This is a genomic window from Lysobacter sp. TAB13 (assembly GCF_052113885.1).
Lineage (GTDB): Bacteria > Pseudomonadota > Gammaproteobacteria > Xanthomonadales > Xanthomonadaceae > Lysobacter > Lysobacter gummosus.
The window spans coordinates 1-21,665 of sequence record NZ_JBFRDR010000038.1 but is presented as its reverse complement, the minus strand read 5'-3'; the positions used below and the strand labels follow the sequence as shown (position 1 = coordinate 21,665).

At 68.8% G+C, this 21,665-nt stretch carries 16 protein-coding genes and 2 pseudogenes; 12 read left to right on the top strand and 6 right to left on the bottom strand.

Going from position 1 to position 21,665, the window contains the following annotated elements; genetic code table 11:
- The 3 genes and pseudogenes from AB4Y92_RS24730 to AB4Y92_RS24720 form a co-directional block, all read left to right on the top strand.
- Window positions 1–107, top strand: a pseudogene (locus AB4Y92_RS24730) (IS1595 family transposase); the annotation flags it as partial.
- A 180-nt stretch (window positions 108–287) separates the two neighbouring features.
- Window positions 288–560: a YcgL domain-containing protein gene (locus tag AB4Y92_RS24725; protein WP_441822035.1), complete on the top strand. Its 273-nt coding sequence runs from the start codon at window positions 288–290 to the stop codon at window positions 558–560.
- A complete protein-coding gene (locus AB4Y92_RS24720; protein WP_441822034.1) occupies window positions 553–3,921 on the top strand; it encodes an ankyrin repeat domain-containing protein in 3,369 nt (1,122 codons plus the stop codon). Before AB4Y92_RS24725 ends, AB4Y92_RS24720 begins: the two co-directional genes overlap by 8 nt.
- Window positions 3,922–4,190: 269 nt before the next feature.
- Here AB4Y92_RS24720 and AB4Y92_RS24715 read toward each other — a convergent pair whose 3' ends face one another.
- Window positions 4,191–6,029, bottom strand: a complete 1,839-nt coding sequence (locus tag AB4Y92_RS24715) for a monovalent cation:proton antiporter-2 (CPA2) family protein (protein ID WP_441822033.1) — start codon at window positions 6,027–6,029, stop codon at window positions 4,191–4,193.
- A 204-nt stretch (window positions 6,030–6,233) separates the two neighbouring features.
- On the opposite strand from AB4Y92_RS24715, the gene AB4Y92_RS24710 reads away from it, so the two are divergent.
- The 3 genes from AB4Y92_RS24710 to AB4Y92_RS24700 all read left to right on the top strand — a co-directional run bounded on the left by AB4Y92_RS24710 (window position 6,234) and on the right by AB4Y92_RS24700 (window position 9,503).
- Complete coding sequence (locus AB4Y92_RS24710) at window positions 6,234–7,088, top strand: energy transducer TonB (protein WP_441822032.1); 855 nt, start codon at window positions 6,234–6,236, stop codon at window positions 7,086–7,088.
- A 190-nt stretch (window positions 7,089–7,278) separates the two neighbouring features.
- Window positions 7,279–7,476: a hypothetical protein gene (locus tag AB4Y92_RS24705; RefSeq protein WP_441822031.1), complete on the top strand. Its 198-nt coding sequence runs from the start codon at window positions 7,279–7,281 to the stop codon at window positions 7,474–7,476.
- 227 nt (window positions 7,477–7,703) lie between these two features.
- The gene (locus tag AB4Y92_RS24700) at window positions 7,704–9,503 is read left to right on the top strand and encodes an XVIPCD domain-containing protein (protein WP_441822030.1); all 1,800 of its coding nucleotides are present in this window, start codon (window positions 7,704–7,706) and stop codon (window positions 9,501–9,503) included.
- Window positions 9,504–9,602: 99 nt separating this feature from the next.
- On the opposite strand, the gene rho is transcribed toward AB4Y92_RS24700, so the two are convergent.
- Window positions 9,603–11,378 (bottom strand): transcription termination factor Rho, encoded by a 1,776-nt coding sequence (gene rho / locus AB4Y92_RS24695; protein ID WP_441822029.1) that lies wholly within the window; start codon window positions 11,376–11,378, stop codon window positions 9,603–9,605.
- A gap of 249 nt (window positions 11,379–11,627) precedes the next feature.
- Window positions 11,628–11,960 (bottom strand): thioredoxin, encoded by a 333-nt coding sequence (trxA, locus tag AB4Y92_RS24690; RefSeq protein WP_057944869.1) that lies wholly within the window; start codon window positions 11,958–11,960, stop codon window positions 11,628–11,630.
- 275 nt (window positions 11,961–12,235) lie between these two features.
- Between trxA and rhlB the strand changes: the two genes are divergently transcribed.
- The gene (rhlB, locus tag AB4Y92_RS24685) at window positions 12,236–14,053 is read left to right on the top strand and encodes an ATP-dependent RNA helicase RhlB (RefSeq protein WP_441822028.1); all 1,818 of its coding nucleotides are present in this window, start codon (window positions 12,236–12,238) and stop codon (window positions 14,051–14,053) included.
- A gap of 299 nt (window positions 14,054–14,352) precedes the next feature.
- On the opposite strand, the gene AB4Y92_RS24680 is transcribed toward rhlB, so the two are convergent.
- Window positions 14,353–14,790: a hypothetical protein gene (locus tag AB4Y92_RS24680; protein ID WP_441822027.1), complete on the bottom strand. Its 438-nt coding sequence runs from the start codon at window positions 14,788–14,790 to the stop codon at window positions 14,353–14,355.
- A 294-nt stretch (window positions 14,791–15,084) separates the two neighbouring features.
- On the opposite strand from AB4Y92_RS24680, the gene ftsE reads away from it, so the two are divergent.
- Both ftsE and ftsX read left to right on the top strand, forming a co-directional pair.
- Window positions 15,085–15,771: a cell division ATP-binding protein FtsE gene (gene ftsE, locus AB4Y92_RS24675; RefSeq protein WP_057944865.1), complete on the top strand. Its 687-nt coding sequence runs from the start codon at window positions 15,085–15,087 to the stop codon at window positions 15,769–15,771.
- Window positions 15,768–16,745, top strand: a complete 978-nt coding sequence (ftsX, locus tag AB4Y92_RS24670) for a permease-like cell division protein FtsX (protein ID WP_441822026.1) — start codon at window positions 15,768–15,770, stop codon at window positions 16,743–16,745. The genes ftsE and ftsX overlap by 4 nt, the downstream gene beginning before the upstream one ends.
- 55 nt (window positions 16,746–16,800) lie before the next feature.
- Here the strand turns inward: ftsX and AB4Y92_RS24665 are convergent.
- Window positions 16,801–16,896: pseudogene (locus AB4Y92_RS24665) on the bottom strand (DUF6053 domain-containing protein); the annotation flags it as partial.
- A 208-nt stretch (window positions 16,897–17,104) separates the two neighbouring features.
- Between AB4Y92_RS24665 and AB4Y92_RS24660 the strand changes: the two are divergent.
- Entirely contained in the window at window positions 17,105–17,965 is an 861-nt protein-coding gene (locus AB4Y92_RS24660) for a response regulator (RefSeq protein WP_441822025.1), read from the top strand.
- Window positions 17,962–18,666 (top strand): uracil-DNA glycosylase, encoded by a 705-nt coding sequence (gene ung, locus AB4Y92_RS24655; protein WP_441822024.1) that lies wholly within the window; start codon window positions 17,962–17,964, stop codon window positions 18,664–18,666. Before AB4Y92_RS24660 ends, ung begins: the two co-directional genes overlap by 4 nt.
- 296 nt (window positions 18,667–18,962) lie before the next feature.
- Here the strand turns inward: ung and AB4Y92_RS24650 are convergent, their stop codons facing one another.
- A complete protein-coding gene (locus AB4Y92_RS24650) occupies window positions 18,963–19,589 on the bottom strand; it encodes a helix-turn-helix domain-containing protein (protein ID WP_441822023.1) in 627 nt (208 codons plus the stop codon).
- Between the two features lie 574 nt (window positions 19,590–20,163).
- Between AB4Y92_RS24650 and AB4Y92_RS24645 the strand changes: the two genes are divergently transcribed.
- On the top strand, window positions 20,164–21,665 hold a 1,502-nt coding region (locus AB4Y92_RS24645; protein WP_441822022.1), incomplete at its 3' end, for a hypothetical protein.

The window sequence follows — 21,665 nt, the reverse complement described above, 5'->3', positions numbered from 1 at the left end:
AGACCACCTTCTACCTGCACCTCAAGGAGTGCGAGTTTCGCTTCAACCATCGCCACGACGACCTCTATCGGGCGACCCTTAAGTTGCTACGATCCAACCCCCTCTGAGGGGCGTTTGCTTCCTAAGACCCTTTTCAAAGGGGGCGAATTTTCCCCTCCCACGACCTACCACCCCACCCCGGGCCTTGCGCTGAACACGAAAGTTCGCGCAGCCCGGACGGGCAGGTATGCTGTGCATCACATATGCGACGCAGAAAAACAGTCTCCCCCGGCTGTATCGCCCGCCCCATGCAAGCCTACGTTTACAAAAGTCTCCGCAAGGCAGACACCTACGTGTACCTGAGCGCGCGCGACGATTTCGAGCGCCTGCCCGCGCCGATGCGCGCGCAGTTGGGCGCGCTGCAGTTCGTGCTTCAGGTCGAGCTGACCCCGCAGCGCAAGCTGGCCCGCGCCGACGCCGCGCAGGTGCGCGAGAATCTGCGTCTGCACGGTTTCCACCTGCAATTCCCGCCCGCCGTATTCCCGCCGTTCTTCGCCGAGGCGCCGACGCCCGATGCCTGACGCTCAGATTCCGCGCGCCGGTTCCCGCGGCCTCGGCCTGGCCCTCGCCGCCGGTGCGGTGCTGGCGCTGGCGACCGGTTTCGGCGGCAGTCCGGTCGGCGCGGTGATCGCGCTGATCGGCGGCGCCTTGTCGCAGCCGGCGTTCGCGCTGGCTGCGCGGTTGTGGAAACGGCGCGACGCCAAGCCGATGTGGGCCTCCGAACTGCCGGCCCTGGCGGCGCTGTGGGGCGGCGCCACCGCGGCCACCGCGGCGCTGGTCGCCTGGCCGCTGAGCGCGCTGATGCAGAGCGGATCGCTGCTGGCGGCGCTCGGCCTGAGCGTGGTCGCCGGACTGATTCTGCTGGGCCTGTGGCGGCTGTGGCCGCTGTGGCAGGGCGCCGAACGCGACGGCGCGCCGCTGCCGCCGCAGTGGGCGCGGCTGGCGGACCTGGATCTGGGCGCATGGCGCGGCCTGGGCGTGGCGGCGATCGTCGCCGGCCTGGCCGGCGCGGTGGTGGTGCTGGCCTGGCCCGGGCTGTTGCTCGACGGCGCGCGCTGGGGGCTGGCGGTGGTTTTCGCCGTGGCCTCGCCGGCGCTGCACGTGTTGCTGCAATCGATCGCCCCGGCGCAGGCGCTGCCGGGCGTGGAATTCGATCCCGAACTCGACACCGTGCACGGCGCCGACGACCTGCTCGACGACGGCGAACCGCTGGCCGACGCGCAACTGACCCCGGCCCTGTACGCCGCCGCCCGCGCCGGCAAGGTCGAGCGCGCGCTGGAACTGATCGAGCTGGGCGCCGACGTCAACGCCGAGCCGACCGGCGACGAACGCGACCGCCGCAGCCTGCCGGTGCTGGCCGCGGTCCTGCCCGACCTGCGCCTGCTGCGCGCGCTGATCGCCAGCGGCGTGGACCTCAACGCCAGCCACGCCGGCATGACTCCGCTGCTGGCCGCCACCCGCGACAGCTGGCACGGCCGTCCCGACGCGGTGATGACCCTGCTCGCCAACGGCGCCGATCCGCGCCTGGCCGACTTCGAAGGCAACACGCCGCTGCACCACGCCGCGCGCAGCTCCGATCCGGGCGTGGCCGCGCTGCTGCGCGACGCCCAGGCCGAGCTGGAGCCGCTCAACCAGGACGGCCTGTCGCCGCTGGGCGTGGCCTGCGCCAGCGGCAACTGGCGGCTGGCCAAGTTCCTGCTCGAACGCGGCGCCAAGACCGAACAGCCCGGCGGCGCGCCCGCGCTGCTGGCCGCGGCCGGCGGCGACGAGGACGATCCGGCCGGCGTGCAGTTGCTGCTCAAGCACAAGGCCCGCATCGACGCCCGCGACGGCCAGCGCCGCAGCGCGCTGCATACCGCGTCCTTCGCCGGCCACCTGGATATCGTCACCACCCTGCTGGCCGCCGGCGCCGACGCCAACGCGATCGACAGCCAGCAGCGCACGCCGCTGCTGGAAGCCGCGCGCGGCGGCCGCGCCGCGGTGCTGGAACGCTTGCTGGAACACCTGCCGCAGGGCGGCGCGGCCGAGGCCCAGGCGGTCGACGCCGACGGCGCCAGCGCGCTGATCCTGGCCTGCCAGGCCGAAACCGCGTCGCCGCCGCTGGTGGTGCGCCTGCTCGATCTGGGCATCGACGCGGAACTGCGCGACCGCCAGGGCAAGCGCGCGGTCGATCGCGCCGCCGAGGCCGGACGCTGGTCGCTGGTGGCCGCGCTCGATCGCGCCTATCCGCTGCCGACCGCGGTCAGCGGCGAAGGCGATAGCGATGCGCCCGAAGGCGAGCGCGTCATCGTCGATCGCATGCCGGCCGCGCTGCTGCGCGACGGTCTGCGCGACGGCCGCGCTTCGGAACTCACCGGTCTGGCCAAGCTGCTCAGCCCGGCCGAGCTGGGCGCGCAACTGCACGAAGAAGACGGCCAGGTGCCGACCGCCGAGCGCATCGAATGGCTGCTCGGCCAGGGCGCCGACGTCAACGTGCGCAACGCCGAAGGCGACACGGTGCTGTTCGCCCTGCTCGACCGCGCGCCGGCGTCGCTGCCGGCCTTGCAGATGCTGTTGCGCCACGGCGTCTCGCCGGCCGGCCGCGGCGGCCTGGGACGGTTCCTGGCCACTTGCTCGGCCGGCGATCAGGCCGCGCGCGGGCTGGAGCAATTCGCGCTCGATCTGCTCGAACGCGGCGCCGATCCGTTCGCCTGCACGGCCAACGGCGACCCGGCGCTGGCGATCGCGGTGCGGCTGGGCTGGTCGCGCCTGCTCGAACGCCTGTTGACCGCCGGCGTCGATCTGAACACTCGCGACAGCCACGGCATGAGCGCGCTGCATCTGGCCGCCGCGCTCGGCCGCGAAGCCATGCTCAAGCGCCTGGTCGCGAACGGCGCCGCGCCCGACCTGCTGGCCGCCGACGGCCAGACCCCGCTCGGCGTCGCCCTGGCCTCGGGCCGGCGCGACCTCGCCGATTGGCTGGACTGGCGCGGCTGGCCGCTGCCGCGCCGGCCGCTGCAACCGGGCGACGTGCCGGCCGCGGCGATCGTCGGCGACGCCGACGCGGTGCGCCGCCTGCTCGACCTGGGCCTGTCGGTGGATTCGGCCGACAGCCAGGGCTGCACCTCGCTGCTGCGCGCCGCCGGCGGCGGCCATCGCGCGGTGGTCGATCTGCTGCTCGCGCGCGGCGCCGATCCGCAGCGCGCGGCCAACTCCGGGGCGACGCCGCTGTCGGCCGCGGTGAGCATGCGCCACGGCGAAATCGTCGATCGCCTGGTCGCCGCCGGCGCTTCGCTGGAACAACGCCTGCCGGGCGATCTGACCGTGCTGATGGTCGCCTGCGCGCTCGGCCTGACCGATCTGGCCGCGCGCCTGCTCACCGCCGGCGCCGACGTCCAGGCGCGCGACGCGCAAGGCCGCATGGCCCTGCATTGCGCGGCCATGTTCGGCTTCACCGCGCGTGAGCGCAGCCGTCTGGTCGCGTTGTTCGACACCTTGCTGCTGGCCGGCGTCGATGCCGACCAGTCCGCCGCCGGCGCCACGCCGCTGTTGCTGCTGCTGGGCGCGCGCGCCGAGCCGGGCACCGCCGCGGATGAGGACGTGCTGATCGCAGGGCTGGAACTGCTACTCGATCACGAGGCTTCGCTGGACGTGCAGGACCCGCGCGGCTTCGGCCCGCTGCATCTGGCCGCGCTGCATGGTCTGTTGCGCGTGGTGCAGCGTTTGCTGCGCCACGGCGCCAACCCGGACGTGCGCGATGCGCTCAACCGCACGCCGCGCGAGATCGCGGTGATGCGCGGCTTCGTCGACATCGCCGCGGAGTTCGCTCCGGCGACGCCGAGCAACGGCAGCAACGGCGGCGTGTCGATGGCGCGGTTTCTGCGCGGGCCGGGCGGCGGCTGACGGCGAGGCGCGGATTGCGCCTTCGCTGCAGTCTGTCGATCGCGTCTGCCGGGCTTCGGTTCGGCCGTCTGGTCTGAGTGGTTAACCACTGCGGGTGTCGGGCCTGAAGGGCCCTCCCACAAAAGTGCTCGGCGTTACGCGAGGCTTCTTAAGAGTCTTCGTGGCCGAAGGGCGTCCAGCGAAAAAGCCTGCGCCGGTCCGAAGTCTCAGTGAGAGGGGCCTTCAGCCCCGACACGAGCTCAGGTGAAACCCCAAGCGCCGGCTAAGGCTCAATGCCGGGTAACGCTTTCCCCAGGCAGCGTCGTGCTCTGCTGATCCACCATCCCCGCCAGGATGCCTTCGCCGCGATCGGCGTTGAACAATTCCTCCAACTCCTTGCGCCCGTCGCGCGCGCTCTGGATCAGCGCGTCTTCGTCGTCGTGCACCAGGTACTGCGCGTTGAGCATGCGTTCGTCGAGCTCGCGGAAACGCTCAACGTGGTCGCGCGCGGTCTCGGCCTCCACGCCCAGTTCCACCAACACCTCTTCGCCCAGTTTCAGGCTGGAATGGAAGGTCTCGCGCATCGGCTCGGCGCCCAGGTCCATCAGGTCCCAGGCGTGGCGGCGATCGCGCGCGCGGGCGAACACCTTGGCCTTGGGATACAGGCGCCGGATCGTGCGCACGGTGCGGATGCCGCTGTCGCGATCGTCGATGGCGACCACGAAAATCTTCACGTTGGCCGCGCCGGCCGAACGCAGCAGCTCCGGCCGCGCCGGATCGCCGTAATAGATCATGTTGCCGAAGCGGCGCATGAAATCGACCTGCTCGGCGCTGTTCTCGATGCCGATGAAGGGCGTGCGGTGAGCGACCAGCAGGCGCGCGATGATCTGGCCGAAGCGGCCCATGCCGGCGATCAGCACCTGCGGGTGATGATCGGGGATGTCGTCGTAAGGCCGCTTGTCCTTCGGCGCCGGCGTCGCATCGAGCATGCGCTGCGCGGCGATCATCAGCAGAGGGGTAAGCGCCATCGACACGCCGACCGCGGCGATCAGGCGATCGCGGGTGGGATCGTCGAGCAGGTTGGCCTTGACCGCTTCGTTGAACACGATGAAGGCGAACTCGCCGCCCAGCGACATCACCGTCGCCAACTGGAACGCACCGCGCTTGTCCAGGCCGCCGGCGCTGATGCCCACGCCGAACAGCAGCACGAACTTCACCGCCAGCAGCGCGGCGACGATGGCGCCGATCAGCACCGGTTCGGCGAGCACGCGCTGCAAGTCGATGCTCATGCCCACGGCCATGAAGAACAGGCCCAGCAGCAGGCCCTTGAACGGCTCGATCTGCGATTCCAGCTCGTGGCGGAATTCCGAATCGGCCAACAGCACGCCGGCCAGGAACGCGCCCAGGCCGGCCGACAGCCCGGCGGTCTGCAGCACCCAGGCCGAACCGAGCACGGTCAGCAGCGCCGCGCCGGTGAACACTTCGGGCATCTGGGTGCGGGCGACGATGCGGAACACCTGCCGCAGCAGCACCCGGCCGCCGAACACCACCGCGGCGATCGCGCCGACCGCCTTGGCCACCGCCATCCAGTTCAGGCCTTCCACCGCCGCGGCCTTGCCCAGCAGCGGGATCGCGGCCAGCAGCGGAATCGCCGCCAGATCCTGGAACAGCAGGATGGCGAAGGCGAGCCGTCCGTAATCGGCCGACAGGCCTTTGCGCTCGGACAGCAACTGCAGGCACACCGCGGTCGAGGACAGGGCCAGGCCCAGGCCGACCACGGTCGCCGCCTTCCAGCCAAGCTGGCCGCCGAACATCGCCAGCGCGCCCAGGGCCAGGCCGCTGAGCAGCACCTGCAATCCGCCGGCGCCGAACACCGGCTTGCGCATCACCCGCAGCCGCGCCGGCGACAGTTCCAGGCCGATCACGAACAGCATCATGACCACGCCGATTTCCGACGCCGCCAGGACCGGCTCGGCATCGCTGATCACCTTGATCCCGTACGGCCCCAGCACCACACCCGCGGCCAGATAACCCAGCACCGCGCCCAGCCCGAACTTGCGGAACACCGGCACCGCGATGACCGCGGCGAGCAGAAACAACAACGCAAGTTCTAGACCGCCACCGTGCATGGGCACCTCCGATCGGGATTATGGCGCGCGACGGCGCCGGTTGGGGGGAGGGTAGCGAGGCGAAGTTGCGTTATGGATAGCAACGAGCCGACCGCAGCGAAGGATGACGCCGATGCTTTGCTATGGTTGCCCGGTCGCCGGATTTCAATCGCCCGCGCGGCGGCGGGAACGAATCTCGATTCAAGGAGTTTACGGATGAATCTGATGAAACGAGCCGCATGCGCGGCGCTGCTGCTGGCCTTCGCGATCCCGGCGCTGGCCGCGGGCAAGGGCCCGGGCGCGGTGCGCAAGCAGATCGAAATGAGCATGGTGCTGACCGGCAAGGTCCGCATCGCCGCCGACGGCCATGTGCAGGGCCTGCAGATCGACCGCGAAAGCGAAGTGCCCGCGCCGGTCGGCCAGCTGATCCGCGGCGCGGTGCCGCAATGGAAATTCGATCCCGCCCATCCCGGCGACGCCGCCGATGCCGACGGCACGCCGATGAGCGTGCGCGTGGTGCTGCGTCAGGCGCCGGAGCAGGGCGCGGAGAATTACACCCTGCGCATCGTCAGCGCCCACTTCGGTGAGAGCAAGCCGGCCGAAATGCCTGCCTCGGTGTCGCTGCCGCCGCCGTCGTTCCCGCGCGCCGCGCTGGCCGCGCGCTTGCCGGCCACGGTCTATCTGGTCGCGCGCATCGGCCGCGACGGCAAGGTCAGCGACGCCTTCGCCGAGCAGGTCAATCTGCGCGCGATCGGCAGCGAGCGGCAGATGGACGAGTTCCGTAAGAAATTCGCCGACGCCAGCCTCAACGCGGTCAAGCGCTGGCGCTTCACCCCGCCGCGCGAAGGCGCGGAGGTCGGCGCCGATCATTGGCAGGTGCGCGTGCCGGTGGACTTCCTGTTCGAGCTCAAGCGCCCGGCCTACGGCCAATGGGAGGCCTACGTGCCCGGCCCGCGCGCACGCGCGCCGTGGCTGCAGACCGACCAGGACGCGACCGCCGGCGTGGACGCGTTTTCCGGCACCGGCTTGCGCATGCTCGGTCGCGGGCCGCGTCTGCTGACGCCTTTGTCGCAGGGATAAATCGCACGGCCAGGCACGGTTTTTACCGATGCTTGGCGGCTTAAAGACACCGATCCCATCACGACAACGCACATGCGTTGTGCGTGGTCGCGACCTGTGCGATAGCCCTCCAGGACAATAACGGACGACCCGGCCGCAACGCGTCCGGCGTCGCGCAGGAGCGCATCCGTTGTCCTACAGGGAGGTGGTCATGAAAATCGTCGCGGCGATGCTGCTGGCGCTGATGTTGAGCGCGTGCGATCCGGGCTTGATAGACGATCCGACCGGGCATTGGGGATTGATCGCGGGCGATCAGGCCGGCGACGGCTTCGCTTACTCCGATCCCCGGCTCGGCGCAGGCGAATCGTTCGTGTGCCTGCGCAATCCGGGAGGGCCGACGGATCGGTAGCGGTCTGGGGGCGATCGATCGTTGTATCGAGCGCGGGACGGGGCGCGCATCCAGGGCGTTCGCCCCGGACCCGCGCGAACGCAGCCGGCCCGGCCCATCCGCCCCCGAATTGTCCTGGACATCAGACCGGGGCATCATGCCGGTTCGCCCGCCACCCGTAGCACCCGCACTCCCTAGTCGGGCTCGGCGACTCGTGAAGCAGTAGCACCGACATGGAGCCAGTGTCTATGAATGCCGCAGTCGATTCGATTTCACCTCCCGGCCGCAGTCCGGCCGAGGATCCCGCCGCCCACCGCTGGTACGCCGGCCAGGGCGATTCGCAAACCCCCGCCGGCGCCTACACCGCGCTGTTGCCCGCCGACGATGAGTGGTCGCGCGATACCGTGCTGCGCGCGGTCGTCGCCGATGCGCTGCAACGCAACGGGTTGGTGGTGGACGAGGACACCCTCGAAGCCACCGTCAATTCGGTCGCCGCGCCCGGCGGCGCGCTGGCCGACACCGCGCTGAACTGGAAGCTGCATCCGGGCGAGACCCGTACCGATGCGCGCATGTCGCCGCCGTTCCACGGTTATGCCGTGGCGATGCCGGAAACCCTGCAGGCTTCGCTGGTTGATTACGCCAAGACCTGGTCGGCCCATCGCGACACCCTGCCGCCGGCATCGGTAGACCGGCCGTTGAACGAGCTCAAGCAGCTGGCGGTCAGCGGCGGTCACGGCGATGTCGCCGAAACCCTGGAAGCCTTGCAGGCCGCGATCGAGGCCGGCAGCGCCGCGCAGCGCAACGGCCAGCCCCTGGACGCGGTGGCGCTCAGCGCCGTGCTCGAATTCGCCACCCGCACCGGGCGCGAACGCGACGCGGCGAAGATTCTCGAACGCTACAGCGCGATCAAGACCGTGGTCGGCGGCGCGGAAGAGATCGGCCACAACGCCGGCCGCGTCTTCAACGGCCGCGATCCGGTCACCGGCAAGGCGCTGGACACCGACCAGCGCGTGGACGCCGCGTTCGACCTGCTCAGCGGCGGCTTCAAGACCGCCGGCAGCATCGGCAACGTCGCGTTGTTGATGGGCGCGCGCAACGCCGGTCTGGTCGGCGGCCTGATCGGCATCGCGCCGGTCGGCGTCGCCGTGGTCGCCTTCGCCGCCGGCGCTTACGAGCTGATCAAGCGCGCGCGCGAAGCGATCCTGGCGCCGCAGTGGGACGAGTTCCGCGAGCGCTTTCCGTTTGCCGAAGGCATGGAGCCCAAGCGCGCGATCAGCGGCGTGATGCGCCAGATCGCGGGTATGCCCACCGACGGCCCCAACGCGCTGTCCACCGCCACGCGCATCGTCGATGGGATCGGCCAGAACCCGGAAACGCGCGAGCGCTTCCTGGCCTTCCTCAAGCAGAAAGTGCAGCCCGCCTCGCTGGTCGACACCCTGGCCTCCGGCCAGAACCTGGACAAGTTGAACCTGGAACAGCAGATGCTGCTGGCGCAGGCGGCCAAGAACGCGTCGAAGGAGTTCCTCGACCTGGAGCTCAAGGACGTCAAGCGCTACGTGCGCGATCGCGACGGCGATCGCGAGCGCGGCACCTACCTGTTGCCGGCGGCGGCGCAGGAAGCGGCCAATCGCAACACCAACAAGCTCGGCGGCACGATCGAGGACGGGCTGCGCGTGGCCGGTATCTTGACCAGCAGCGCCAACGCATTGAACGGCCAGTTCCGCGACCTGCTCGACAAGGTCAAGGGCAGCGAGATGCCCAAGCTCAACGATCAGCAGCAGAAGAATCTGGCCGCGGCGCTGGTGCCGGCCAGCCGCGCCGGCGGCTTGACCCAGGTGGATCATCTGGTCGCGAGCAAGGACGGCAGCCGCGTGTTCGCGGTGCAGGGCGACCTGGATTCGCCGACGCGGCGCATGGTCGCGCTGGATGTCGCCACCGGTTCGCACCAGAGCGTGGAAACCAGCAGCAAGCTCGCGGCGCAGCACACGGCCCATGAGCAATCGCAGGCGCAAACGCAGCTGTCGCAAAACGGCGGCCGCGGTTTCTAAGCGGCGGCCCGATGCTCCCGCGGCGCCATCGCCGCGGGCTCGCCCGGAAACGAAAAAGCCCCGCGATCGCGGGGCTTTTTCTTGTTCGATCGCGGAAGCTCAGCGCTTCATCGAACTGAAGAACTCGTCGTTCGACTTGGTGGTCTTCATCTTGTCGAGCAGGAATTCCATTGCGCCGATTTCGTCCATGCCGTGCAGCAGCTTGCGCAGGATCCAGATCTTCTGCAGCAGCTCCGGCTCGATCAGCAGGTCTTCGCGACGCGTGCCCGAACGGTTGATGTCGATGGCCGGGTACACGCGCTTTTCGGCGATACGGCGGTTCAAGTGGACTTCCGAGTTGCCGGTGCCCTTGAACTCTTCGTAGATCACCTCGTCCATCTTGCTGCCGGTGTCGATCAGGGCGGTGGCGATGATCGTCAGCGAGCCGCCTTCTTCGACGTTACGCGCGGCGCCGAAGAAGCGCTTCGGGCGGTGCAGCGCGTTGGCGTCCACGCCGCCGGACAGCACCTTGCCCGAGGAGGGCACGACGTTGTTGTAGGCGCGGGCCAGACGGGTGATCGAGTCGAGCAGGATCACCACGTCCTTCTTGTGTTCGACCAAGCGCTTGGCGCGCTCGATCACCATCTCGGCGACCTGCACGTGGCGCGCGGCCGGTTCGTCGAAGGTCGAGGAGACCACTTCGCCGCGCACGGTGCGCTGCATTTCGGTCACTTCTTCCGGACGCTCGTCCACCAGCAGCACGATCAGGTGCACGTCGGGATGGTTGTGCGTGATCGCGGTGGCGACCTGCTGCATCATCATCGTCTTACCGGCCTTGGGCGGCGAGACGATCAGCGCGCGCTGGCCTTTGCCCTGCGGCGCCATCAGGTCGAGGATGCGGCCGGTGATGTCTTCGGTGGAACCATCGGCGCGCTCGAGCTTGAACTTGCGGCGCGGGAACAGCGGGGTCAGGTTCTCGAACAGGACCTTGTTCTTCGACGCTTCCAGCGGTTCGCCGTTGATGCTGTCCACGACCGACAGGGCGAAGTAGCGCTCGCCGTCCTTCGGGAAGCGGATGCGGCCGGACAGGTGGTCGCCGGTGCGCAGGTTGAAGCGGCGGATCTGGCTGGGCGAGATGTAGGTGTCGTCCGGGCCGGCCAGGTAGCTGGCCTCGGCCGCGCGCAGGAAGCCGAAGCCGTCCGGCAGGATTTCCAGCACGCCGTCGGCGGCGACGCCTTCGCCGTGGCGGGTCAGCACCTTCAGCAGGGCGAAGATGACGTCCTGCTTGCGCGCGCGGGCGACGCCTTCCTGGATGCTGAGCTGATCGGCCAGATCCAGCAGTTTCGGCGCCGGCATGCGCTTGAGATCGCCCAGCGAGTACTGCGGGAAGCCCTCGGGCACCTGCGGGTGCGGGCGCGGGACGAAGTTCTCGCCGTTGCCGTTGCCGTCGTTGAAACCGTCGTCGCCGCCGCGCTGCTGCTGCGGACGGCCGTTGCGATCGCGGTCGCGGCGGTTGCGGAAGCGGTCGCGGCGATTGCCGCCGCGGTCGTTGAAGCCGCCGTCGCGCTGCTGGCCCTGGTTCTGGCCTTGCTGCTGCGATTGCGGGTTGTTGCCTTCACCGTGCTGGTTCTGCGACGCGGCGGTCTCGGCGGCGCCGGAGGCGGCCGGAGCGGACTCGCCGGCGCTGGCGGCCGGAGCAGGCGAAATCTTGGGAGGACGGGGCGCAGCCGGCTCGGCGGCCGCGATGGCGGCGGGCGCGGGCGGCGCGACGGGGGCTGGGATCAGCGGGCTGGCATCGCTGACGACCGCGGGTGCGGCGTCGGCGGCTTTGCTGGCACGCGGTTTGCGCACGCGCTTTTCGGCGGTATCGCCAGCGTCGGGGGTCTTATCGGACAAGCGGAGGTTCCTCGCTAAGCGGCGAGCGCTCGCATCGGGCGAGCGGGACGTCAGGGACGTGGGTTGATGATGAGTAGCTAGACGGGGTGCGGCGCAGGGACGCGAAGTCCGACGCCGGGTGTTGCGAAACTAGCACTGCTGCTGCGTGGCGGCAAGCTTCCCGGGCTATACCGTTCACGTTGCCGGGCAAGGCCCGGAGCGCTTGCGCCCGCTGCGGGCGCAAGCGTCATGCGTATCCGGTGACAGGCCTCAGATGGCCTTGTCGATCATCTGGGTCAGCAGCGACTTGATGTTCGGCGGCGCGCCCAGCTGGCTGGAGTGGACCTGGCCGTCCTTGAACATCAACAACATGGGGATGCTGCGCACGTTGTAGCGAACGCCCAGCGACGGGAATTCCTGCACATCGACCTTGACCACCTTGGCCTTGCCGTCGTACTGCTCGGCGAGCTGCTCCACGATCGGGCCGATCGCCTTGCAGGGACCGCACCACGGGGCCCAGAAATCGACCAGGACCGGTTCGGACGACTGCAGCACGGTGGCGTCGAAGTTGGAATCGCCAGCATGCAGAACTTTTTCGCTCACGGGGGTCTCCTGCGCGGGCCCGGTCCATACGGATCGGGCGAATCTTGAACGGAACGACCCGGCAGGCCATGCCGGGCGGGGCTTACGCTAAACTGGGGCGTTTCGCGGCTCCTTCAAGGCCTCTGGCCTCAAAGAATGTGTCGCGCCACGGCCTCATCGAGCCAGCCTTCCCAATGCAAAACGGGTGTCGGCTCGGCCCCGGCAGTCTGCTTCGCCGACGCCACCCACGCAAGCGACACTCTACGACGCCGAACCGGCGCGGATCTCCGAAACGCATGAGCGACAAGCCTTTAACCGACATTACGTTTTCCTCCTTCGACCTGCACCCGAGCCTGTTGGCTGGCCTTGAGGCCGCCGGGTTTTCGCGCTGCACGCCGATCCAGGCGCTGACTTTGCCGATCGCGCTGACTGGCCGCGACGTGGCCGGCCAGGCCCAGACGGGCACCGGCAAGACGCTGGCCTTTCTGGTCACGGTGGTGAACCGCCTGCTGACCCGCCCGGCCCTGGCCGAGCGCAAGCCCGAAGACCCGCGCGCGCTGATCCTGGCGCCGACGCGCGAGTTGGCCATCCAGATCCATAAGGATGCGGTCAAGTTCGGTTCCGACCTGGGCCTGAAGTTCGCCCTGGTCTACGGCGGCGTCGATTACGACAAGCAGCGCGAACTGCTGCAGAAGGGCGCCGACGTCATCATCGCCACGCCCGGCCGCCTGATCGACTACGTCAAGCAGCACAAGGTCGTGTCGCTGCACGCCTGCGAGATGTGCGTGCTCGACGAAGCCGACCGCATGTTCGACCTGGGCTTCATCAAGGACATCCGCTTCCTGCTGCGGCGCATGCCGATCCGCACCGAGCGGCAGACCCTGCTGTTCTCGGCGACGCTGAGCCATCGCGTGCTCGAACTCGCCTACGAGCACATGAACGAGCCGGAAAAGATCGTCGTCGAAACCGAGTTCATCACCGCCGCCAAGGTGCGCCAGAAGGTGTACTTCCCGGCCGACGAAGAAAAGATTCCGCTGTTGCTGGGCCTGCTGTCGCGCAGCGAAGGCGCGCGCACGATGGTGTTCGTCAACACCAAGGCCTGGGTCGAGCGGGTGGCGCGCGCGCTGGAGCGCGGCGGATACCGCGTCGGCGTGTTGTCGGGCGACGTGCCGCAGAAGAAGCGCGAGTCGCTGCTCAACAAGTTCCAGAAGGGCCAGCTCGAAATCCTGGTCGCCACCGACGTGGCCGCGCGCGGCCTGCACATCGACGGCGTCAGCCACGTCTACAACTACGATCTGCCGTTCGACGCGGAAGACTACGTGCACCGCATCGGCCGCACCGCGCGCCTGGGCGCCGAGGGCGACGCGATCAGCTTCGCCTGCGAGCGCTATGCGATGAGCCTGCCGGACATCGAGGCCTACATCGAGCAGAAGCTGCCGACCCTGCCGGTCGATGCAGAACTGCTGGTCGCGCTGCCGCGCACGCCGCGCGAAATTCCGCCGGGCGAAGAAGGCGAGGACGACAACGAGAGCATCGGTTCGATCTTCAAGGAAGCGCGCGAGCAGCGCGCCGCCGACGACGCGCGCCGCGGCGTGACCAGTCGCGGCAGCCGTTCCGGCGGTCCGGGCGCAGGGCGCAGTGGCGGTCGCAGCGAAGGCCGTCGCGATGGCGCGCCGCCGCGTCGCGAACGTCCGCGCAGCGAAGAAGGCGCGGCCAAGCCGGCCGATGCCGCCGTGGCCGGCGCCGAAGCCGCCGAGCCGCGTCCGCCGCGCAAGCCGCGGGTCGAAGGCGCGGTGACCGATGCCGCTCATCCGGGCGCGAATCCGGCCGCCGAAGGCGAGCGCGCGCCGCGCAAGCGCCGCCGTCGTCGCGGCGGCCGTCGCATCGAGGGCGCCGAGGGTGCGAATCCGGCCCAGGATGCCGGCGCGTCCGCGGCCGTCGCCAAGCCGTCGTCCGCCGGCGCGCCGAGGCCGCAGTCGGCCAAGCCGGCAGCGAGCAAGCCGGCCGCACCGGCCGCGGCTCCGGCCGCGGGCGATGCCAAGCCGTCGCTGCTGGGCCGTATCGGCCGCAAGCTCAAGTCGCTGGTGGCGCGTCCGCCGCGCACTCAGCACTGATCGCGCGCCGGTCCGGGCGAAGCGGCGATGCTGCTTCGCCTGGAGGTTTCAACCACAAGGCCTGGCCGCTTGCGGCCGGGCTTTTGTGTATCCGGGGCGGGCGATGCTTCGCGATAAGTCGCTGGATCCCCGCGTTCGCGGGGATGACGAGCGAAAGCACGGCGACGTCTCTACCTGGCGTCATTCCCGCGAACGCGGGAATCCAGCGGCTTCAGCGCCATCCGGCCATCAGCCCTGAACTCCCGCGCCGCAGTGATCGCGGATCGGATCAGACGAATCCATTCATCCGCGCATCGCCCTCACTGCCGCCGGCTGAGAAACACCGACCAGGTATTGGCCGAGGTCTCCACCAACTGGAACACGTCCAGATCGCCGTCGATGTCGATATCCAGCGACTGATACTGATTGCCGTAAGCCGGTGACGCCGGCCAGCCGACGCCGAACGCGCCGCCGGCATACGGCCAGGTGGTGAACACGCCGCTCGTTCCCGGTTCGAAATGGCCGCGACGGCCGCTGCCGGCGGCGCTGCACCAGATGGTCAGCCGCCAGTTCGGCGGCGCGCTGCCGAACGAGGGAAACACGATGAAACGGGCGTTGCCGTAACCGGTCGATCCGGCCGGGCAGGCCAGGGTGGCGACGTTGATCGGCGGGTCGTATTGATCGGCTTGGGCGGCTTGCGCGTACAGGCCGGCGGCCAGCAGGCCGCTGAGGATCAGCGTGGTCTTGATCGTGTGCATGAGTCCGGCTCCATAGAAGACAGTCGATCCCCGCGGCCCGGACGGGCGCGGGGCATTCACTTCCGATGTCGGACTTGAAGCGAAATAAAGCGCCGCGCGATCGCGCGCGGGCAGGCTGCGGCCGTGCTGCGGTGCCGGCCTGGGAACGCCCGGATCGTGGTCTGTCCGAGGGCGGGCCGGTCGTTGTCGTCGAAGCGCGTCCGCGTGGGCGCGACGACCGCAGCGCGAACATAGGCCAAACCCGCGTGCCGAAACGTGATGATTTCCGGTGATTCGCTCTGCGATACTTCCGCCATGACCGTATTGCGCTTCGACAACGTCAGCAAACGCTACAGCAGCGGCCACGAGGCCTTGAGCGAAGTCAGCTTCGAAGTGGCGCCGGGCGAGATGTTGTTCGTCACCGGCCACTCCGGCGCGGGCAAGAGCACGCTGCTCAAACTCATTCATCTCAGCGAGCGGCCCAGCCGCGGCGCGGTGCTGTTCGGCGAACGCAACCTGCTCAAGGTGGGCGGGCGGCGCGTGGCGCTGCATCGGCGCGAGGTCGGCGTGGTGTTCCAGGACCACCGCCTGCTGGCCGATCGCAGCGTCGCCGACAACGTGGCTCTGCCGCTGTTGCTGCGCGGCCTGCGCCGCAACGACATCGGCCGGCGCGTGCGCACCACCCTGGACAAGGTCGGCCTGGGCGCGCGCGCTTCGGCGCTGCCGGGCGAGTTGTCGGCGGGCGAGCAGCAACGCGTCGGCATCGCCCGGGCGATCATCGGCGAACCGCGCCTGCTGGTCGCCGACGAACCCACCGGCAACCTCGATCCGACCCTCTCGGCCGAGATCATGGCCCTGTTCCAGTCGCTGCCCGAGCGCGGCACCAGCGTGCTGGTCGCCAGCCACGATCTGGCTCTGGTCAAACGCATGAAGAAACGGGTGCTGGTGTTGAATCAGGGCCGCCTGGTGGACGACATCGCTCCGGAGGACCTGGCCGAATGAGCAGCAACGCAGGGATCGGCCCGTCCGAACGCGAGCCCGAGGCCGCCGTCGAATCGGCATCGCAATCGCGCCTGGGCGCGTGGCTGGACCATCATCTCTACAGTCTGGTCGCCAGCCTCGGCCGCCTGCTGCGCAAGCCGTGGGCGACCTTGCTGACCATCGGTGTGATGGCGGTGGCGCTGGCGTTGCCGCTGGGCCTGTGGGCGAGTTTGAACAACGTCGAGCGTTTCGCCGGCGATGTGCAGCGTTCGCGGCAGATCAGCGTGTTCCTCAAGCCTGAGGTCAAACTCGATCGCGCCCGCGCGCTGGCCGATGAGCTGCGTGCGCGGCCGGAAGTGGGCGGGGTCGAACTGCGCACGCCCGAGCAGGGCCTGGCCGATCTGCGCGAAAAGAGCGGCCTGGGCGAGACCCTGTCGGCGATCGAAGGCAATCCGCTGCCGAGCCTGCTGGTGGTGACGCCCAAGGGCGACGAACTGATGCTGGCGCAATCGCTGGGCGAACTGGCCGAGGCCGACGTGGTCCAGCACGACGCCGGCTGGCGCCAACGCCTGGACGGCTGGCTGCGCTTCGGCTCGCGCCTGGCCTGGGTGCTGGCGGTGATGCTGGGCCTGAGCGCGCTGCTGGTGGTAGGCAATACCGTGCGCCTGGACATCCAGTCGCGGCGCGAGGAAATCGGCGTGCTGCAACTGCTCGGCGCCACCGACGGCTTCATCCGCCGGCCGTTCCTGTACCTGGGCGCCTGCTACGGCCTGGCCGCCGGCACCGTCGCGCTGGCCCTGCTGACCGCGGCCGACCACACCCTGCGCGAACCGCTGACCGCGCTGGCGGCCAGTTACGGCAGCCATTTCGAACTGCAGGGCTTCGATCTGTTGCAGGCCGCGCAGATCCTGGCCGGCTCCGCGGCGCTGGGCTGGCTCGGCGCCGGGCTGGTGACCGGGCATTACCTGCGCCAGAGCCGGGCCGGGCAGGGCTGATCGCGGTTCCTGGGAGCAAGGCTTTTGTGGGAGGAAGCTTTTGTGGGGCTGCTTTTGTGGGAGGGGCTTTAGCCCCGATGCTTTTCGATCCGATCGCGACAGACTGCCAAGCGACCTGAGCGAAAAGCATCGGGGCTAAAGCCCCTCCCACAAAAACAGCCCTTCACAAAGCCCGCCCGCGTGCCGCAACTCGACACAAGGGCGCTCCGGCCGACACACGGTTGCCATGATGCTGCGCAAGGCTCGGAATCCGACCCCGCTTGCGCCTAGAATCTGAATCCCCCGCATGACCCGCACTCCGTTCCGCGCCGGCGCGTAGCGCCGCCGGTTACGCGTCGCCGAGACGGTACTGTCCCCGTATGCAAAGCCAGAATCTGCGACATTTCGACAACACCGCGCCGCGGGTGATGGTGGTCGACGGCTCCAGGATGGTGCGCAAGCTCATCGCCGACGTGCTGCTGCGCGAGTTGCCCAACGTGCGCATCGTCCAATGCGGCGGCATCGTCGAGGCCAAGGTCGCGCTCGATCACGGCCAGGTGGATCTGGTCACCACCGCCCTGGTGCTGCCCGACGGCGACGGCATCGCCCTGGCGCGCGCGGTGCGCGAAGCGGCGACCCAGGCCTATGTGCCGGTGATCGTGGTGTCCGGCGACGCACAGGCGCATCTGGAAGCGCGCCGCTTCACTGAGGATGTCACCGACTACTTCGACAAATCCCTGGGCACCGCCGCCCTGGCCGAATTCATCCGCGGCTACGTCCAGCCGCAATCGATCCCGGGCGCGCGCGTGCTCTACGTCGAGGACAGCCGCGTGGTCGCGGTCGCGACCAAGCGCATGCTCGAACGCCACTCGCTGCAGGTGCTGCACTTCATCGGCGTGGAAGAAGCGCTGGAGCATCTGGAGGCGCATCGCGCCAGCGGCCGCGACGGCGGCGACGCCGGCGCGGATCTGGTGCTGACCGACGTTTATCTGAAGGGCGAGTTGGGCGGCAAGGATCTGCTCGCTCGACTGCGTAACGACTTCGCTTACGGCAAGCGCCGTCTGCCGGTGTTGGTGATGACCGGCGACGCCAATCGCGACAACCAGAGCGAATTGCTGCGCGCCGGCGCCAACGATCTGGTGCTCAAGCCGATCGAAGAACGCCTGCTGGTGACCAAGACCTTGTTCCAGCTGCGCCTGTCGCGGCTGGTCGAACCCACCGGCGCGGTGGTACCGGCATGAGCGACGGCGATCGCGACATCAAGCTGGAGCCGTCGTGGAAGCAGCACGTCGGCGACTGGTTCGGGCGCGAGGACATGCTCGCGCTGTCGCGTTTCCTGCGTGAGCGCAAAGCCGCCGGGGCGCGGATTTTCCCGCCGGGGCCGCAGATCTTTTCCGCCTTCGACGCCACCCCGTTCGATGAGGTGAAGGTCGTGATCCTGGGCCAGGACCCGTACCACGGCGCCGGTCAGGCCCACGGCCTGTGCTTCTCGGTGCAGCCCGGCGTGCCGGTGCCGCCGTCGCTGGACAATATCTTCAAGGAGATCCATCGCGATCTCGGCATCGCCCGGCCCGATCACGGTTATCTGATGCCGTGGGCGCATCGCGGCGTGCTGCTGCTCAACGCCGTGCTTACCGTCGAGGAAGGCCGCGCCGGCGCGCATCAGGGCAAGGGCTGGGAAGGATTCACCGACCACGTCGTGGACGTGCTCAACCGCGAGCGCGAAGGCCTGGTGTTCCTGCTGTGGGGCAGCTACGCCCAGGCCAAGGGCAAGGTCATCGACGCCGGCCGGCATCGCGTGCTCAAGGCGCCGCACCCCTCGCCGCTGTCGGCGCATCGCGGCTTCATCGGCTGCGGGCATTTCTCCGCCGCGAACGATTACCTCTCGCGCCGCGGCGCGGCGCCGATCGACTGGACCTTGCCGCCGCGCAGCGAGCTGTAAAAAAGACGGTCCCGGCGGGAGCCGGGACCGGTAACTACAGACACTCCAGCATGAATCCCGAGCCTGTCCGGATCGGGGCCAGGCCTTTGTGTGCGGCGGGGAACGCTCGGTTGCGCGTGTCCTGCGCCATCGCTGCTCCGGCGGAGAGAGGGCCGGGCGACGCGAGCCCGGAAGCCAGAGCGGCGTCCCTGGCTGGAGTGTATTCTCTAATCAGAAAATTTCAACAAGGTGCGGGCGCGCTTCAACAGCGCCTGTGACGGACGTCGATCGATCGCCGGCAGATGCGACGCGACGGCTCAGCCTTCGTCCTGATGGGCCAGCAGCGTCGCCAACAGATCTTCGTCGTCGCCCGCGGCGCATACGGCTAACACGCTCGCCGCCGCGCAGCCGTCGCCGAGCACATAGGCATGGCCCATGTTGGCGTCGATGTAGCTGCCTTCGCCGGCCTGCAGCACGGCGACGTCGTAGAACTCGGTATGCAGCTCGACCGTGCCTTCGAGCACGTAGACGAACTCCTCGCCCTGATTGCGCACCAGCGGCCCGAACGCCTTGAGGCTGTGCGCGCGGATGTGCGTGACCGACGGAATCATGCGTTTACGCCGCAATTCCGTGCATAAGTAGTAGGCATCGTAGTTCTTGCCAGTGACCCGCGTGGCATCGCGCATCCGCCCCAGGCTGCGTCGCGCGGTCACCGCGCGGGTCGCCGGCACCGCGGTTTCGGCGAACAGTTCGGACATGCTCAGGCCCAATCGCTGACTGAGCTGGAACAGCTTGTCGTAGCTCAGCGACAAGCGATCGTGTTCGATCTTGGACAAGGTCGATAGCGGAATGCCGGAATGCTCGCTCATCTGCTTGAGCGTCCACTGATTGCGTGCGCGCAAGGAGCGCAGCAGGCCGCCGATCGTCGGTTGTTGCGACTTCATCCCATGTCTCCGGGGCTGGGACGGGCCCGGGCCGGCCGGGTCAGGACCGGGACAGCCGGGCTCGCCGAAAACGTCTGATTCGAAACTTGCTGCCTCTGAACCCCATTTTGGCATGTCCAGGACGCGCCCAACGTGCGGTAGCGGCTCAAATTAGAGAAATTTTCCTAGCTCGGCCATCGTTTCGGCGCCGGAGTCGGCAAGGTCGGCCCCTGGACGGGTGCCCCGGGCGTGCAGATCGCGGGATTGCGCTTGCGAGAAATGGTGCCTCCACCGTGGAGGCAGCTTAGGACTTGTCTGAAATTCTCCGCGCCGGCGAGCGGGGATTTCCGCGGGATGACGAGCCTCGCGATCGCCGGCTGTCGTTTTCCTGCGGCAATTGACGGAGTTTCTTGCCTCTATGCCCTCCGATCGCCGATTCCGCCCGGAATCGAAGGCGCGCCGACCAGGCGCCGACACAGTATTTACACGAATGTCCTGTTTTGGATGATTTCTCCGATCAGGATGTAGAAGCGCCGCAGGGACGAACCCGTCCCGTGGCCGACAGGCATTCGATTTTCTGGTGTTAGGGGGCGTTGTGACCGATTCCGACCAAGCCAACTGGGCGCTGCTGCGTCGTGTTCGCCAATGGATTTTGTTGGCGCTCGCGATGGGCGTTGCCCTGCCGGCTTTCTCTCAGAACGCGGTCAACCGCGGCTCAGTCTCTCCTCCGAACGGCGTGACCAACCCCGGCACCCATTGCAACAGAGCCGGCCAGACCTTCGCCGGCGGAGTGTGCACCTCGGAAGACAGCGACCCGATCCGGTCGAGGCTGACGCTGGTCAAGACGGTGACCAACGATAACGGCGGCACCGCGGTGGCGACGGCGTGGACGCTCACCGCGACCGCCGGGAGCACCACCATCACCGGCGTCACCGGCACCGCGAACGTGACCAACGCGTCCGTTCCCGCGGGCGCCTACACCCTGTCCGAGTCCGGCGGCCCGGCGGGCTACACCGCCGGCACATACAGCTGCGTCATCAACAACGGCGCGGCGGTCGCTTCCAACACGGTCACGCTGGCGGCGGGCGATAACGCCACCTGCACCGTCACCAACGACGACCAGGCGGCGACGCTGACCCTGGTCAAGACGGTGACCAACGACAACGGCGGCACCGCGACGATCAACGACTTCCCGTTGACGGCGACGGGTCCGACGACGATCACCGGCGTCAGCGGCACCGCGACGGTGACCGCCGCGTCGGTCGGTGCGGGCACCTACACCCTGAGCGAAACCAACGTGGCCGGCTACACCGCCGGCGCGTGGAATTGCACCGCGGGCGCCTTGACCGGCGACAGCCTGGTGCTGACCGGCGGGCAGAACGCGACGTGCACGATCACCAACGACGACCAGGCGGCGACGCTGACGCTGATCAAGACGGTGACCAACGACAACGGCGGTACCGCAACGATCAACGACTTCCCGTTGACCGCGACGGGTCCGACCACGATCACCGGCGTCAGCGGCAGCACGCCGGTGACGAACGCGGCGGTCGGTGCGGGCACCTACACCCTGAGCGAAACCAACGTGGCCGGCTACACCGCCGGCGCGTGGACCTGCACCGCGGGCGCCTTGACCGGCGACAGCCTGGTCCTGACCAGCGGCCAGAACGCGACCTGCACGATCGTCAACGACGACCAGGCGGCGACGCTGACCCTGGTCAAGACGGTGACCAACGACAACGGCGGYACCGCRACGATCAACGACTTCCCGTTGACCGCGACGGGTCCGACCACGATCACCGGCGTCAGCGGCACCACGCCGGTGACGAACGCGGCGGTCGGTGCGGGCACCTACACCCTGAGCGAAACCAACGTGGCTGGCTACACGGCCGGCGCGTGGACCTGCACCGCGGGCGCCTTGACCGGCGACAGCCTGGTCCTGACCAGCGGCCAGAACGCGACCTGCACGATCACCAACGACGACCAGGCGGCGACGCTGACGCTGATCAAGACGGTGACCAACGACAACGGCGGTACCGCAACGATCAACGACTTCCCGTTGACCGCGACGGGTCCGACCACGATCACCGGCGTCAG